Below are 13,414 nucleotides of genomic sequence, written 5' to 3'. Positions count from 1 at the left end.
GGCTAGCGTCCCAAAATCTCGTGCTCTTCGATATTGGCCTTTTCGAGCGCCTCGACCAGATTGGCTTCTTCGTTGAAGTAGCGGGCGCGCTCGGTGAATTGCGGCTTAGTGATACCGGTGGAGCGATGCTTGCCCAGCAGCATGCCGTTGGCGTCCTCGCCCATGATGTCATAAAGGAAGACGTCCTGGGTGACGATGACATCGCCTTCCATGCCCAGCACCTCGGAGATATGGGTGATGCGGCGCGAGCCATCGCGCAAGCGGGCGGCCTGGACGATCACGTCGATGGACGACACGATCATCTCGCGGATGGTCCGGCTGGGCAGGGCGTACCCGCCCATGGTGATCATCGATTCCAGACGTGAAAGAGCTTCGCGCGGCGAGTTGGCGTGCAGCGTGCCCATCGAGCCGTCATGGCCGGTATTCATGGCCTGGAGCAGATCGAAGGCTTCGGGGCCACGTACCTCACCGACGATGATGCGTTCGGGCCGCATGCGCAGGCAGTTCTTGATGAGATCGCGCATGGTGATCTCGCCTTCGCCCTCGAGATTGGGCGGGCGGGTTTCAAGCCGCACTACATGGGGCTGCTGGAGCTGGAGTTCGGCCGAGTCCTCGCAGGTGATGACGCGCTCGTCCTTCTCGATGAAGGCGGTGAGGCAATTGAGCAGCGTGGTTTTGCCCGAACCGGTACCGCCTGAGATCAGCACATTGGCGCGCACCCGGCCCAGGATGCGCAGCACTTCGGCGCCTTCTGGCGAGATGGAATTGTATTTGACAAGCTGCTGGAGGGTCAGCTTGTCCTTCTTGAATTTACGAATGGTGAGCGCAGCGCCATCAATGGCCAAGGGCGGGGCGATGACGTTGACGCGGGAGCCATCTGGCAGGCGCGCGTCACAGATGGGCGAGCCTTCATCGACCCGGCGGCCGACCTGGGACACGATGCGCTGGCACACATTCATCAGATGCGAGTCGTCACGGAAGCGCACATTGGTCAGGCGCACCTTGCCGGCCACTTCGATATAGCACTTCTGCGAGCCGTTCACCATGATATCGGCAATGTCGTCGCGCGCCAGCAGCGGCTCAAGCGGACCATAGCCCAGCACATCGTTGCAGATGTCCTCAAGCAGGTCTTCCTGCTCGGAGATCGACATGACGATGGATTTGAGCGCGATGATCTCGGCGACGATGTCGCGGATTTCCTCACGCGCCGACTGGGTCTCCATGGTGGCGAGCTGGCTGAGATCGATGCTGTCGATCAGCGCATTGAAGATAGCGGACTTGGTCTGGAAATATTCCTTGGCGCGCTGGGCATCGGCCGGTGCCCGGACATCGAGCACTTCATCGGTGGTCCGCATGCGGGCGCTCATGCCATCGCCGTCGCTGGCGCGGCGCTGCGGGGCAGGTGCCGGCGCGGGCGACGGACTGGCCACCGGCCGCGGTGCCTCGCTCAGTCCGGGCGTGTTGCCGCCAAATGTGGTGCGCTTGCCAAACATGAAAGTCCCTACCGTTCTGGTCTCTACGTTTGCCGGCTTCAGGCCCGCTTCTTGAACAGGGATGGAAGCTTGAGCAGGCTCCCGGTTTTTGCCGCGACATGGCCCGGCTTCCGGCCAGTGACGTGCATGCCGATATTGGAGAAGATCTCGTTGATCTTATTGTTGGCAGCGACCTCGGCGATCATCTGTCCGTTATTGGCGGCTGTCCCGAAGAGCTGCGCATCGAAGCCGATCTGTCCGATCAGTTCACACTCCACCGAAGACGCGAACTCATTGGCACCGATCTCGGGCCGGCGGGGCACGCCGAACTTGTTGATCACCAGCTTGGGACCGGCATCGGTGGGGCGCAGCGCCTTGATGGCATCAGCCATGTTCTTGGCATTGCGCAGATTGGCCAGATCCGGTTCGACGACAATGACGACATCGTCGATCGAAGCCAGGGTCTGGCGGGTCCAGCCAGTCCAGCCATGCGGGATGTCGAGCACGATGATCGGCACGCTCTTCTGGCAGGTCTCAATGACCTGCTCGAATTCGCGCTCCTCGAAATCCCAGTTGTGATCCAGGGTCGCGGGCGCGGTGAGCAGATTGATATGATTGGCCGCCTTGCTCATCAGCCGGTCCAGCATGGTCTGGTCGACCTTCTGGTTGGCCAGAACCGCATCGGCCAGCCCGTGGGGCGGGTCCTGATTGAAGTTGAGGCCGGCCGTGCCGAAGGGCAGGTCCATATCGACGATCAGGCAATCCTGGCGCAGGCCGGTGGCAATTGCCCAGCCCACATTATGAGCGATGGTGGAACTGCCCGCGCCGCCCTTGGCCGAAATGAAGCCGACCGTGCGCCCGATTGGGGCTGCGCCCTCAGCAGCGTAAAGCTCTGTGATGCAGGTAACGATCTCGGAAGAGGTGGCCGGGAGCACGACATATTCGGAAATGCCGGACCGGATCAGCTCGCGATAAAGCAGCACATCGTTGACATGGCCGAGCACGATAACCCGGGTCGAGGCATCACAAACCTCGGCGAGCTTTTCGAGCGCGGAGGGAATCTGGTCCGGCGAAAGCGTGGTTTCAACGACGATCAGATTGGGCGTGGGGTTTGACTTGTAGGTCTCGACCGCGCCGTCAATGCCGCCGTTATGGGTGGTCAGCGCCACCTTGGACATGCGCCGATCATGCATGGCGCTTTCGACCAGTTGAGCCGTCTGGGAGTGTTCGCAGAAGGCCTGAATGGTGATGCGCGGCACAAGGCGTGCACCGGAGGCGATCTCTGCTGCCGGCTCTTCCGCCTGTGCGGGCTGGTCAGGGGTGAGGAAACTCATAGATCTAGTGCTCCTGATCCGCAATCAGTCCAAAACAAAGCCGACATTGCCGGAAAACGCGCCGCGGAATTCGCCCGTCGCGCCGACCCCGTAGATGGTCTCGAGCCGGCCCAGGAAAATACCCTCGGCATCACTGGCCATCATCGTGCGGTCGGTGGGCACGGGAATGGAGTTGGCCGGGCTGGGCGAGACAAGATAGGGGGTGACCAGAATGACCAGTTCGGTCTGCTGGGTCTGGTAGTCGCGTGAGCGGAACAAGGCGCCCAGAACCGGGATATCCCCGAGCAGCGGGAATTGCTGAATGTCCTGACTGGTCGATTCCTGCAGCAGGCCACCGATGGCGAGGGTTGTGCCGCTGGGCAGTTCAACCGATGTGGCGGCCTGACGCTTGGTGATGGAGAAATCAGCCTGCGGCTCAGACACCGAAGTGTCGACCTTGAGCCCGATGGTACCGTTCGACTTGACCGTGGGCACGAATGAGAGCTCCACGCCGTAGGGCTTGAAGATCACGGTGCGTGTGCTCTCTTCGTCGTCATATGTGTAGTAGGGCAACTCACCGCCGGCGAGGAACTTGGCTTCCTGTCCTGAAATTGCGGTGAGGGTCGGCTGGGCCAGCACGCGCAAGGCCCCGCGCCCTTCCAACGCACGGACCGCTGCCGCGACGGAATTCCCGTTGCCGTCATTGTAGCCGACATTGAGCCCATCGGTGGGGAAGGAATCGGTCAGCAGGCGATTGGTGAATTCAAACAGATTCAGCGTGCCGACATTGAGCAAGGCACCGAAGTTGATGCCGAACTGCTTGGCGATATCGCGCTTCACTTCAGACACTGTGACCTGCAGCATAACCTGCTGGGCCCCGGCGACGTCGATGATGCTGGCCACGTTTTCAACTGAACCGGCGAACTGTACCGCTACCGCCATGGCGCGGTCCTTGTCCTCGGCGGAGCGCACGGTGCCGGTCAACACGACGCGGTTGGTTTCATCGCCCAAGGTCACGGATTCAACGTTAATGTGGGAGCCCGGAATGACACGCCTCAGAGCGTCCTCGAGGGCGTTGCCAACCTGGGACGGCTCTTCGATTACGCGCAGGTCCAGCACCTGGATGGTGCGGCCATGGTCGTCGAGAAAGAACACGTTGGTGTTGCCACCCGTGACGCCCTGAATAATGCTGCGAGTGCGTGAGCGCATGATCGCGGCAGCGACATCGGGCTGGGAGACGATGACTTCAGCAACCCCGGCCGGCAGATCAACAATGACCGACTTGTTCAGCTCGACATCGAGCGAGCGAACCGCCCCGTAAGCCGAGGCCGCTATTGTCACCTGTGCCGGAGTGGCTTGCGCCATGGCCGGGACGATGGCTGCGGTAGCGCCCATCAAGGTGGCCAGGCCGAATATGGCGGCGCCTCGGGAGACCCTGCGCAGTGTCGATTTGGTTGGCTTGTCCATCATTGTCTCGCCTCTATTGCGGCAGGATCTGGGGCGTCGAGGACGCCTCCGGGGCCTGATTGATGTCAGGCAAATTGTCGTATTCAGGGGTGCTGTAATCGTTGGCGTCAGCGGACATGGCGCTGCCTGCCAGTACACTCCGCTCACGGCCGTAGCGGATCAGCCGGACGGCCTGGTTGGTGGGCACGGCTGTTTCAACACGATTGAAGTCAGCGACCGAACGCAAAGTGAGGCTCAGCCGACCCCGGGTCGAGGCATTGACCAGTGTCTCGGCCTGGGCCGGGTCGAGTTCAAGCGTGGCAATCGTAGAATCGTTGAATGTCGTGGGGTTAGGGCTGTCTTCGGCGCCAGTTTCGTCGCCGCCGCTGACGCCCATTTCGCCCAGGCGCTTGCCCAGGGCCAGGACACGCACATTGGACAGGATGACCTCGGAACGCTGTCCCATCTCGGTTGAGGTGGTGAGCAGGACGTCGACATGGTCATTGGGCACCACGAAGCCGCCGGCACTGGAGGCGGCCGAGACGGTGACGGAAACGCCGCGCTTGCCGGGCGAAAGCACCGCGGAGAGGTAGCCCTGGTCGGCACGGACCAGCTTGGCCTCGCGGATCGGTTCGCCGGGGAAGAATTCGAAACGGGCGACGGCGCCCTTGAGCTGGTCAGGCGCATCAGGCATGGCGGAAACGGTCACATATTCAGCGCGCAGGGCGCCTTCGGGCCAGTCCTGCCATTCAAGACGCGCCGGATTGAGCCGCTCGCCAACGCCAATCGGTGCCTTGGCCACCAGAATCTGGGTCTTGGCTTCCTGGACGACCTCGGTCCTCACCTCGGTTGTCGGTGCCGGTGGCGTATTGCCCCTCATGACCAGGAAGGCCGCCAGAGAACCTGCCACAAGGGCAACCAATAACAGGATGATACGCGCGGGTCTCATGCCCTACTCCGGTTGTACGCGAGCCTACTGGCCCAATTCCACCGGGTGAACTATGGAAGCAAAGGGTCAAGTTTTAGTTAATCAGGGCTTTGCAAAAGGCGTTAACAAGTTATGAACGCTTGCTTTTTGCGAGATCGAGACGCGCGTAAAAGAAAAGGCCGCCGGCGATTATTTCGCCAACGACCACTGAAACGGCTGAATACTATTTTTAGGCCGTAAGGCGCTCGAAGATGGCGGTATTGGAATAGGTCAGCAGGCCAGCCGCTGCCAGGGCAACACCATAGGGCACGCCCTGCTTGGGGTCGTGCAGGCGATTGAGCCAGCCAAGCCAGGGCCGACCGACAAACACAGTGTCGAGTGGCAGCCGGCGCAGCATCAACACTGCAAGGGTCAGCACTCCACCGAGCAAGGCGGCGTGTACCAGATAGGGCAGCGTCAGTCCGAAGCCGAGCCAGAGCGTAGTCGCAGCGGCCAGCTTGGCATCGCCACCGCCAATCCAGCGCATGGCGAACATGCCAAAGGCGACGACCAGCACCAAAAAGGCGCACAAAACATGCATGGCGAATTGCTGCAGTGGCAGTTCGACGGCAAGCGCCATCGTCACAAAGCCCGCGACCAGCAACAGGACCAGCTTGTTGGAGATGCGCATGGTCAACAGGTCTGATGAGGCGGCAAAGGCCATCGCCAGGGGGAAGAAAAACAAGGCTAGAAACTGGAACACTTCACCCTCCACGCAAAGGACCAAACTATTGTTGGCACAGTTGCGCTTAAGAAATCGCGAATGGTGAAATCTGGATGTCGCCTACAGGGCGAGGCCAGCCATGACCTCGTCACGGACATAAGCCCATACGCCTTCCAAGCCGCCGCCCAACATCAGGGCGGATCCCACAACGGCCACGGACAGCAATGAGGCAATCATGGCGTATTCGATAGCCGTCGCGCCATCTTCTTTTGCTGCAAATCTGCGCAGGAGGACGCCGGCACGCCGATCGATCCTTTTGGGTCCAGACATGTGCAATCCTCACCACAAGAATCGAGACCGCGGGCTCTGCCGGAGGCGGGAGCCCGCGATGTATTTCTGGCCGAACACAATTTGGGCAGTTTCGACCGTTATCGTACTGTCCTATTTCGGATCAGCCGCCTGCGCCTGCGTCTGCGCCGGCAGCGCCGCCGAAGCCAAGCTCGGTGTTGATCTGTTCAAACACCCCGGCCAGACCGCCACCAAGCGTCGAAACGGCTGCGATGATACCAACAGAGATGAGTGCGGCGATCAGGCCGTACTCGATTGCAGTCGCGCCCGACTCATCCTGCGCGAAACGTGCGAAAATTTTCATTCCCAGGCTCCTTTTTTACACGTCCTCGGGTGAGCGCAGTGTCGGACCACGTCACTCATCGAACATGGCCTGACGCTAGCCGCCACACGTTGAAATAGCGTTAATCGAGGGGCCAGCAGCTTGATTGCGCCCTGTTGCTGATCTTCTGGTAAACACTGCGTTTAACAAGTAAATAAACTTCTATCGAGGCAACAACGACCACTACCTTTACACATTGTCGCCACGCAGACTTTGCGACGACCCTCGTGTTGAGGCGCCGCGATGAACTATACTCATCTGACACGATCTCAGGCGTGCAAAAGATCAATCCTACGGCGTTTGCCAAGTATTTACCATTCGGGTGGATCGTAGGGACAGCGTATCAGTACCCAGGTTTGCACCATGTTCCGTTTTGCCGCCACTGCCCTGTTGCTCGCCGCAACTCTTGCGGCACCGATGCCCGCCCAGGCCCAGGACGGCGCTCCGATCAATGTCAATGTGAACATGGCCCGCATCCTTCGCATCAGCGCACCGGCTGCGACGGTCATTATCGGCAATCCGGGAATTGCCGATGTGACCATTCAGGATCCGCAGACTTTGATCCTGACCGGCAAGAGTTATGGCCAGACCAATCTGATCGTTCTGGACAGTCGCGGCGAACCCGTCGCAGATACACTGGTGGAAGTGGTGCAGATGAGTGCCGGCATCATGACTGTCTATCAGGGACAGAGCCGGACAACCCTGTCATGCGCACCGACTTGTCAGCCCGTAGTGATGATGGGCGATGACACCGGCTATTCGGGCCGGGTGTTGGCTTCCTCCCAACTGGTGCAGTCGGCCGCAAACTAGAGCTGAGCCGATCATCGATCCCATGTTAAGGCAGCGTTTACCCTAAGGGAAAATCCCAGGTATTGCGTCGGTCTTCCTAACCATTGAGTGAGGGTATCCCCCTAGTGTGGCTCCAAAGCGTTTACGCGGGAGCCAAAGCAAATTGTTCGGCAAAAGCTGGCACAGGATGACGCGGCAGAGCCGCCATTTGACCCGCGACGAGCGCGGTGTGACTGCTGTTGAATTCGCCCTGCTTGCCCTGCCCTTCTTCGGCATTATCGGGGCAATTATCCAGACCTCCGTGATCTTCCTGTCTTCGCAGATCCTGGAAAGCGCCGTGCAGGATGCCGCGCGCACCATTCGCACGGGCCAGGTGCAGAGTGCTGGAACCACGATAGATGAGTTTCGCACCGACATCTGCGATCGGCTCTACGGAATGTTCCCCGATTGCGCCGGGCTGCACATCCGGGTCAACACGGTGGCCAATTTCCAATCAGCCGATCTGGAGCCACCGGTCGAAACGGACTGCGAGGCCCCTTGCGACTGGACGGTGGACGAGACCTGGAGGCCGGGCAGTGGCAAGTCCGTAACACTGGTTCAGGTCTTTTATCGCTATCCAGTTGCGATACGACTGGGCATCCTCGGCATGTCCAATCTGGGCGACGGTCGGCGGTTGATGGGTTCGGCCACCGTGTTCCAAAACGAGCCATTCTCATGAGCGGGGCGCGCGTAATGCTAGAGTGGCTGAAGCGGATCCGCCGCGCGGAGCAAGGCACTGCGGTGGTGGAATTTGCCCTCGTCCTGCCGGTCATGCTGTTCGCCTATCTCGGCACGCTTGAGGCAAGCGCATTGATCACGGTGGACCGCAAGGTGCAATCGGTGGCGGGCGCCATTGGTGACCTCGTGGCACGTGTCGACGGCACTATCGCCAACAGCCAGATGCAGGACTTCTTTCTGGCGGCTAGCGGAATCATGACGCCATTCGAATCCAACGGCGTGCAGCAGGTGGTGACGGCGGTCTGGGTCGATAGCAGTGGAAAGACGGAGGTAATCTGGACGCGGCAATATCAAGGTGAGGCATATACCAACATCACACCCCACACGGTGGGCAGCACGTTCGAGCTGCCCGACGCAATGATCGACATCTCCAAAGGCAATATGGTGATCGCCGCCGAGGCCAGCTTCACCTACACCCCCTTGCAGGGTCTCATCTTCGATGTGCCGGTCAATCTTTATCGCGCCGCCTATTTCCTGCCGCGCTTCGGCGAACCCATCTCGATCAACTAGTTGTCCTGCGGGCTCGGGAGCTCCGCGCCCGCTTGTCCGCGCTATTCTGCCGTGCCACAAGCCGCTCAGAATTTCTCGAACCAGGCGGACGGCTCACATGGACGACCACATCATTCCCGTATTCGATCTCGGCGGCGTCTTCGTCGACTGGAACCCGATGTATCTGTTCCGCAAGCTGTTCGACAGCGAGGAAGATGCGCAGTGGTTCCACGACCATATCTGCACCGGCGACTGGAACCTGGAGTTCGATGCCGGCGAGATCTATGCCGAGGGCGTGGCCAAGCTGGTGACGCGGTTTCCCAAGTACTGGCGCGAAATCAAGGCCTATGACGAGCGCTGGGCGGAGACATTCGGACCGCATATTCAGGGGACGATCGACATCCACAACGAGTTAGTCGACCAGGACATCCCCACCTTCGCGATCACCAATTTCTCCTGGGAGAAGTGGATGACGCGGCTGGGCGAGTGGCCGTTCCTGGAGAAGTTTGATGGTGTGATCGTTTCCGGACTTGAAGGGCTGGTGAAGCCCGATCCGCGACTCTACCGGGTGTTCTGCGAGCGCTATGCGCTGGCTCCGGAAAGCTGCGTCTTCATCGATGACAGCGAGCCCAATATTGTCGCCGCGCGCCGTTTCGGGATGAAGGGCATCCACTTCAAGGACCCCGAGCACTTGCGATCTGACCTGATCGCGCTCGGCTTGCCTCTCAAGGCTAAATAAGCAAGAGGCCCTGGGTGTTCCCCGGGCGCCTTTGGTTAGCGGAAGCGTCCACCTTTTTCGATGACTTCGATCTTGTAGCCATCGGGATCGGTGGCAAAGAAGAACCTGGCCACCGGCGTTTCACCATTCTTGAAATCGACCAGCTTGCCGGTCGGCAGGCCCAGTTCGTTGAAGCGGGCGTGTTCGGCCTCGACATCGTCGACCACCACGGCCAGATGTCCGTAACCATCGCCGAGATCATAGGGCTCTGTGGTGCCCTTGTTGATGGTCAGTTCGAGCTCGAATCCGACCTCCTCTCCGGCCATGTAGACCAGGGTAAACCCCTCAAAATCCAGACGATCCACCACCTTCAACCCGAAGGCCCTCTCGTAATAGGCGACGGAGCGTGCCTCATCGAGGACGCGGATCATCGAGTGGACGAGCTTGGCCATCCGGGGACTCCAGTGTGGTAATTGATGCGGTGATGGACTGGCGGTTCAGCGCGTGCCGTACATGCGGTCGCCGGCATCACCCAGACCCGGGACGATATAGCCCTTCTCGTTGAGGTGATCGTCGATGGCAGCGGTATAGACCGGCACATCGGGATGGGCTTCGGTGAAGTGCCGGATGCCTTCGGGGGCCGCAAGCAGGCAGAGGAAGCGGATGTTATTGGCGCCGCGCTCCTTGAGCTTTTCCATGGCCGCCGTCGCCGAATTGGCGGTGGCCAGCATGGGATCGACCACGATGATCAGGCGATCTTCAAGGCTCGAGGGTGCCTTGAAATAGTACTCGACCGGCTCAAGTGTTTCGTGGTCGCGATACATGCCGATATGGGCGACGCGTGCGGCGGGGACGAGATCGAGCATGCCATCGAGCAGGCCATTGCCGGCACGCAGAATGGAAGCGAAGACCAGCTTCTTGCCCTTGATGGCGGGCGACTTCATCGGCGCCATGGGCGTTTCGATGTCGATCAGCTCCAGTTCGAGATCGCGTGTGACCTCGTAGCACATCAGATGGGCGATCTCGCGCAGCAGGCGCCGGAAACCGGCGATCGAGGTCTCCTTGTTGCGCATGATGGTCAGCTTGTGCTGGATCATGGGGTGGTCGATGACCGTCACATTGCCCTGGACCTTGCTCATCGGAACACCTCTTGTCTGTTGGCCTTTAAAGGAAATTCTTGCCGTGGCGGCCGGGGCGCAGGCCCAGCCAGGCCGCAATTGTTTCACCTATATCAGCGAAGCTGGGGCGAATGCCAATCTCTCCCTTGGGCAGGGCTGGGGAAAAGACCAGGATGGGCACCTGTTCGCGGGTATGATCGGTGCCGGTCCAGGTCGGGTCGTTGCCATGATCAGCGGTGAGGATCAGCAGATCATCGTGCCGTAGGGCCGCGATGATCTCGGGCAGGCGGCTATCGAACAGCTCGAGCGCGGCGGCATAACCGGGCACATCGCGGCGATGACCATACTCGCTGTCGAAGTCTACGAAATTGGTCATGATGAAGGCTCGATCGGCCGCCATCTCCATGGCTTCGAGCGTCTTGTCGAAGAGCTGAGGGATGCCGGTGCCCTTCAATTTGTGGGTAACGCCGGAGCCGGCATAGATGTCGGAGATCTTACCGATGGCAAAAACCTGATTGCCGGCGGCGGCGTTGCGGTCGAGCAGGGTCGGCTCGGGCGGGGCAATGGCGAAGTCGCGGCGATTGCCGGTGCGCTTGAAGGTTTCAGGCGTTTCACCGATGAAGGGCCGCGCGATGACGCGGCCGATCTTGAGCGGCTCGGTTAGTTCGAAGGCGGTTCTGCAAGTCTCATAGAGTCGGTCGAGACCGAAATGGGTTTCGTGGGCGGCGATCTGGAACACGCTGTCGATCGAGGTGTAGCAGATCGGCATGCCGGAGCGGATGTGCTCCTCGCCCAGTTCGGCGATGACGGTTGTGCCCGAGGCGTGCTTGTCGCCCAGAATGCCGGGCAGGCCGGTCCGCTTCAAGAACTCGGCGATCAGTTCGGGCGGGAATGTCGGCTGGGTTTGCGGGAAATAGCCCCACTCGAAGGGGACCGGCACGCCGGCGATTTCCCAATGGCCCGAAGGCGTGTCCTTGCCCTTGGACACTTCGCGACCGACCCCGAAGCGGCCGCCCTTGGGAGTGTCCGAGAGGCCGGGTGGCAGGGTGCCGGTGGAGAGTTTTATCGCGGCACCGAGACCCATGGCGTCCATGTTTGGCACGTGAAGCGGGCCGACGCGCAGACCGTCGCGATCGGCCTTGCCTGCGGCCGCCCATTCGGCGATGTGGCCGACCGTGTTCGAGCCTTCATCACCATAGCTGGCAGCATCGGGGGCGCCGCCGATACCTACGCTGTCGAGAAGGCACACAATGGCGCGGGGCATGGCAATTACTCCTTGGCCCCGACGTGACCGGCGACAATCGGGTTCTCTATGGCCGCGTCACCCAGACCGTAGGCGCGCTTCAACCTGGCTTCGGCTTCTGCGGCACTGGCCTCGTCGGCAGCATGGATGCGGGCAATGGGTGTTTGAGCATCGGCAACCGCGCCCAACGGGGCGAGGCGGTCGAAGCCGACACGATAGTCGATGCTGTCTGTGGGCGTGGCCCGACCACCGCCCAGAGCGACGACCGCCATGCCGACGCCGCGGGTGTCGATGGTGGCGATGGTCCCCTGCCCTTCCGCAAAGACATCGCGGACGATGGGCGCTGAAGCAAGGTACGTGTCCATGTTCTCGACGAAATCGGCAGGACCACCAAGAGCGGCGACCATGCGCGCGAAATGCCCGGTCGCACGGCCGGAGTCCAACGCGTCGTCCACAAGGGCCCGGGCGTCCTCAGGGGACGTCGCTTTGTGTGTCATCAGGGCAATTTCAGCACAAAGCGCCAGGGTAACTTCGCGCAGGCGCGGATCCTGATGGGCCCCAGTCAGGAAATCGACAGCGTTGCGCACTTCCAGGCCATTGCCAGCGGCGGAGGCCAGCGGCTCGTTCATGTCGGTGATGAGCGCACCGGTCTTCAAACCTGCACCATTGGCAACGGCCACGAGGCTTTGCGCCAGATCGCGTGACCGTTCCAGCGTCGGCATGAAGGCGCCGGAGCCGGTTTTAACGTCGAGAATGAGCGCGTCGAGGCCAGCGGCGAGCTTTTTCGACAGGATCGAAGCGGTGATGAGCGCGATGGATTCGACCGTGCCGGTGACGTCGCGAATGGCGTAGAGCGTCTTGTCGGCGGGAGCGAGGTCTGCGGTCTGGCCGATAATGGCGCAGCCGGCGTCGCGCACCACCTTGCGGAACAGCGCATTGTCGGGCTGGGTTTGATAGCCGGGGATGGCATCGAACTTGTCGAGCGTGCCGCCGGTGTGACCCAGACCGCGCCCGGAGATCATCGGCACGTAAATGCCTATGGCGGCCAGGATCGGGGCCAGCATGAGGGAAACATTGTCGCCCACGCCACCGGTCGAGTGCTTGTCGGCCACAGGGCCGTCGAGATCGGACCAGTCGAGCACGGTGCCGCTATCGCGCATCGCCAGGGTCAAGGCAACCCGTTCGTCCATGTCCATATCGTTGAAATAGACCGCCATGGCAAAGGCGGCGGCCTGGGCGTGGGAGACGCTGCCCTGTGCAAAACCGGCAATAAAACGAGCGATGTCCTCCGATGCGAGAGGCTCGCCATTGCGTTTTTTCAGGATGACTTCCTGGGGAAGGAAAACCATGAGATTCCTAAAGCTTGTAGAGTCGAACCGGCGGCTTTTTGGCGCGGGCAATGACCTTCTTGGCCTCAAGATCGAGCTGGACGGACTTGACCCACCAGCCGGCCTTGTCGCCACCCGGAAACAGATCCCGGGGCAGTCTTGGCTTGACCGCCGCGATGAGCTCGCCGACCGGCATGCCGGGGGCTGCATCGGGCAGGACGTCGAGAACCGCTGTCCGCATGGCCGTGAACTTGGCCGCGTCAACCCGATAGATCTTGCCGGGCTGGCCTACATTTTCGATTTCGATCTTGTCGGCCATGGGTTCAGGCTCCGTAAGGGATCCAGACATTCTTGACCTGCGTCGCCTTGGACAGGAAGTAATCGCCGGCAAAGCGGGGATCGGCCAGATCGTAGTAGAGA

General features: G+C 60.8%; 16 protein-coding genes. 4 read left to right on the top strand and 12 right to left on the bottom strand.

What is annotated here, in order from left to right; all coding sequences use genetic code 11:
* Positions 1–2: 2 nt before the first annotated feature.
* From GGR20_RS17360 to GGR20_RS17330, 7 genes are all read right to left on the bottom strand, one after another.
* Complete coding sequence (locus tag GGR20_RS17360) at positions 3–1,493, bottom strand: TadA family conjugal transfer-associated ATPase (RefSeq protein ID WP_183312623.1); 1,491 nt, start codon at positions 1,491–1,493, stop codon at positions 3–5.
* Between the two features lie 38 nt (positions 1,494–1,531).
* Entirely contained in the window at positions 1,532–2,806 is a 1,275-nt protein-coding gene (locus GGR20_RS17355; RefSeq protein WP_183312622.1) for a CpaE/TadZ family protein, read from the bottom strand.
* A gap of 24 nt (positions 2,807–2,830) precedes the next feature.
* Complete coding sequence (locus GGR20_RS17350; RefSeq protein ID WP_183312621.1) at positions 2,831–4,252, bottom strand: type II and III secretion system protein family protein; 1,422 nt, start codon at positions 4,250–4,252, stop codon at positions 2,831–2,833.
* Between the two features lie 13 nt (positions 4,253–4,265).
* Positions 4,266–5,180, bottom strand: a complete 915-nt coding sequence (gene cpaB, locus GGR20_RS17345; RefSeq protein ID WP_183312620.1) for a Flp pilus assembly protein CpaB — start codon at positions 5,178–5,180, stop codon at positions 4,266–4,268.
* 208 nt (positions 5,181–5,388) lie between these two features.
* Complete coding sequence (locus tag GGR20_RS17340; protein WP_253560382.1) at positions 5,389–5,901, bottom strand: prepilin peptidase; 513 nt, start codon at positions 5,899–5,901, stop codon at positions 5,389–5,391.
* A gap of 81 nt (positions 5,902–5,982) precedes the next feature.
* The gene (locus GGR20_RS17335) at positions 5,983–6,192 is read right to left on the bottom strand and encodes a Flp family type IVb pilin (RefSeq protein ID WP_183312619.1); all 210 of its coding nucleotides are present in this window, start codon (positions 6,190–6,192) and stop codon (positions 5,983–5,985) included.
* Positions 6,193–6,313: 121 nt separating this feature from the next.
* Positions 6,314–6,514: a Flp family type IVb pilin gene (locus tag GGR20_RS17330; protein ID WP_183312618.1), complete on the bottom strand. Its 201-nt coding sequence runs from the start codon at positions 6,512–6,514 to the stop codon at positions 6,314–6,316.
* A 381-nt stretch (positions 6,515–6,895) separates the two neighbouring features.
* On the opposite strand from GGR20_RS17330, the gene GGR20_RS17325 reads away from it, so the two are divergent.
* The 4 genes from GGR20_RS17325 (at position 6,896) to GGR20_RS17310 (ending at position 9,326) form a co-directional block, all read left to right on the top strand.
* Positions 6,896–7,342, top strand: a complete 447-nt coding sequence (locus tag GGR20_RS17325; protein WP_183312617.1) for a pilus assembly protein N-terminal domain-containing protein — start codon at positions 6,896–6,898, stop codon at positions 7,340–7,342.
* 166 nt (positions 7,343–7,508) lie between these two features.
* Complete coding sequence (locus tag GGR20_RS17320) at positions 7,509–8,039, top strand: TadE/TadG family type IV pilus assembly protein (RefSeq protein ID WP_183312616.1); 531 nt, start codon at positions 7,509–7,511, stop codon at positions 8,037–8,039.
* Positions 8,036–8,608: a TadE/TadG family type IV pilus assembly protein gene (locus tag GGR20_RS17315; protein ID WP_183312615.1), complete on the top strand. Its 573-nt coding sequence runs from the start codon at positions 8,036–8,038 to the stop codon at positions 8,606–8,608. The genes GGR20_RS17320 and GGR20_RS17315 overlap by 4 nt, the downstream gene beginning before the upstream one ends.
* Positions 8,609–8,705: 97 nt before the next feature.
* Positions 8,706–9,326, top strand: coding sequence for an HAD family hydrolase (locus tag GGR20_RS17310; RefSeq protein WP_183312614.1), 621 nt, complete (start codon positions 8,706–8,708; stop codon positions 9,324–9,326).
* A gap of 35 nt (positions 9,327–9,361) precedes the next feature.
* Here GGR20_RS17310 and GGR20_RS17305 read toward each other — a convergent pair whose 3' ends face one another.
* The 5 genes from GGR20_RS17305 to GGR20_RS17285 are packed head-to-tail and all read right to left on the bottom strand — an operon-like array spanning position 9,362 to position 13,313.
* On the bottom strand, positions 9,362–9,757 hold the full coding sequence (locus GGR20_RS17305; protein WP_183312613.1) for a VOC family protein: 396 nt from the start codon (positions 9,755–9,757) through the stop codon (positions 9,362–9,364).
* Between the two features lie 45 nt (positions 9,758–9,802).
* A complete protein-coding gene (gene upp, locus GGR20_RS17300; protein ID WP_183312612.1) occupies positions 9,803–10,444 on the bottom strand; it encodes a uracil phosphoribosyltransferase in 642 nt (213 codons plus the stop codon).
* A 25-nt stretch (positions 10,445–10,469) separates the two neighbouring features.
* Positions 10,470–11,687, bottom strand: a complete 1,218-nt coding sequence (locus GGR20_RS17295; protein WP_183312611.1) for a phosphopentomutase — start codon at positions 11,685–11,687, stop codon at positions 10,470–10,472.
* Positions 11,688–11,692: 5 nt separating this feature from the next.
* Positions 11,693–13,015, bottom strand: a complete 1,323-nt coding sequence (gene deoA / locus GGR20_RS17290) for a thymidine phosphorylase (RefSeq protein ID WP_183312610.1) — start codon at positions 13,013–13,015, stop codon at positions 11,693–11,695.
* A gap of 7 nt (positions 13,016–13,022) precedes the next feature.
* The gene (locus tag GGR20_RS17285) at positions 13,023–13,313 is read right to left on the bottom strand and encodes a DUF6958 family protein (RefSeq protein WP_183312609.1); all 291 of its coding nucleotides are present in this window, start codon (positions 13,311–13,313) and stop codon (positions 13,023–13,025) included.
* Positions 13,314–13,414: the final 101 nt, after the last annotated feature.

Origin of the sequence: Devosia subaequoris (genome assembly GCF_014197055.1) — a bacterium.
GTDB lineage: Bacteria > Pseudomonadota > Alphaproteobacteria > Rhizobiales > Devosiaceae > Devosia > Devosia subaequoris.
This window is presented reverse-complemented; position numbering and strand designations above follow the sequence as displayed.

Excerpts from the sequence above, each read along its gene's own strand:
- GGR20_RS17350 (WP_183312621.1), bottom strand. The coding sequence starts at position 4,252 with ATGGACAAGCCAACCAAATCGACACTGCGCAGGGTCTCCCGAGGCGCC.
- GGR20_RS17360 (WP_183312623.1), bottom strand. The coding sequence starts at position 1,493 with ATGTTTGGCAAGCGCACCACATTTGGCGGCAACACGCCCGGACTGAGC.
- GGR20_RS17320 (WP_183312616.1), top strand. The coding sequence starts at position 7,509 with ATGACGCGGCAGAGCCGCCATTTGACCCGCGACGAGCGCGGTGTGACT.
- upp (WP_183312612.1), bottom strand. The coding sequence starts at position 10,444 with ATGAGCAAGGTCCAGGGCAATGTGACGGTCATCGACCACCCCATGATC.
- cpaB (WP_183312620.1), bottom strand. The coding sequence starts at position 5,180 with ATGAGACCCGCGCGTATCATCCTGTTATTGGTTGCCCTTGTGGCAGGT.
- GGR20_RS17295 (WP_183312611.1), bottom strand. The coding sequence starts at position 11,687 with ATGCCCCGCGCCATTGTGTGCCTTCTCGACAGCGTAGGTATCGGCGGC.
- GGR20_RS17305 (WP_183312613.1), bottom strand. The coding sequence starts at position 9,757 with ATGGCCAAGCTCGTCCACTCGATGATCCGCGTCCTCGATGAGGCACGC.
- GGR20_RS17315 (WP_183312615.1), top strand. The coding sequence starts at position 8,036 with ATGAGCGGGGCGCGCGTAATGCTAGAGTGGCTGAAGCGGATCCGCCGC.
- deoA (WP_183312610.1), bottom strand. The coding sequence starts at position 13,015 with ATGGTTTTCCTTCCCCAGGAAGTCATCCTGAAAAAACGCAATGGCGAG.
- GGR20_RS17335 (WP_183312619.1), bottom strand. The coding sequence starts at position 6,192 with ATGTCTGGACCCAAAAGGATCGATCGGCGTGCCGGCGTCCTCCTGCGC.
- GGR20_RS17330 (WP_183312618.1), bottom strand. The coding sequence starts at position 6,514 with ATGAAAATTTTCGCACGTTTCGCGCAGGATGAGTCGGGCGCGACTGCA.
- GGR20_RS17310 (WP_183312614.1), top strand. The coding sequence starts at position 8,706 with ATGGACGACCACATCATTCCCGTATTCGATCTCGGCGGCGTCTTCGTC.
- GGR20_RS17325 (WP_183312617.1), top strand. The coding sequence starts at position 6,896 with ATGTTCCGTTTTGCCGCCACTGCCCTGTTGCTCGCCGCAACTCTTGCG.
- GGR20_RS17285 (WP_183312609.1), bottom strand. The coding sequence starts at position 13,313 with ATGGCCGACAAGATCGAAATCGAAAATGTAGGCCAGCCCGGCAAGATC.
- GGR20_RS17355 (WP_183312622.1), bottom strand. The coding sequence starts at position 2,806 with ATGAGTTTCCTCACCCCTGACCAGCCCGCACAGGCGGAAGAGCCGGCA.